Genomic DNA, 887 nt, shown 5'->3' on the forward strand with positions numbered 1-887 from the left:
TTACAAATTGCTTCACGTTTAAATGCACAAGTAAAAGGTCAAGAAGCTGGTATTTATAACGGTAATAATGCGATGTCGATGATGCAAACAGCGGAAGGCGCGTTTGATGAGATGACTAACATTGCATACCGTATGAAAGAGCTTGCAACACAAGGTGCTAGTGACGCGAATGGCGCTACTGAATGGGCTGCACAAAGCTCTGAATATGAAGCGCTTAAAGCTGAATTAACGAGTATTATGGATAATACATCGTTTGGTGGAACTGGTTTACTTGCTGGTGGTAAGTTTGCGGGTGCGCTTGAATTTCAAGTAGGCTCAAGTGACGCTGAAACATTGGATGTCGATATCTCAGCTAGCTTGACAGCTGTGACTACTGGTATTGCTGCGACAGCTACCTCTTTTACTGATGTTGCGACAGCGCAAACTGAGTTAGGTTTAGTTGATACAATTATAGGTGCTATCGGTACCGCTCGTTCATCACTAGGTGCATCAATGAATCGTCTTGAGCATACCATGACGAACGTTACTAACATGAAAGAGAATACGCAAGCTGCGTCATCTACGTTAATGGATGCTGACTTTGCGGCAGAAACGTCTAACATGACTAAGCAGCAATTGTTAATGAACTCAGGTATTTCGGTATTGAGTACAGCGAACAGCACAACACAAATGATTGGTTCATTACTTAACTAATTTTTTGCAATAAATACGTAAGTTTATATCAATGGCTATACCCTTTGGGTATGGCCATTTTTTTAGTCTATTCTGTCGCTAATACTGCCAAGCTCAGACAGAAAGACAGCTTTTCTTTCTGCTCAATTTCAAGCTTTGTAATTATATTATTTTAAATAATGCATTAAAAATGAAAAAAAGTTTAATTTTATAAA

General features: G+C 39.1%; 1 protein-coding gene. It reads left to right on the plus strand.

Annotated features, from left to right (window positions below):
- The coding region (locus Q4496_RS17885; RefSeq protein WP_303610971.1) for a flagellin at positions 1-693 on the plus strand (693 nt) is incomplete at its 5' end.
- Between the last annotated feature and the right edge of the window lie 194 nt (positions 694-887).

The organism is Colwellia sp. 5_MG-2023, assembly GCF_030547795.1.
In the GTDB taxonomy this organism is placed as follows: Bacteria; Pseudomonadota; Gammaproteobacteria; order Enterobacterales; family Alteromonadaceae; genus Colwellia.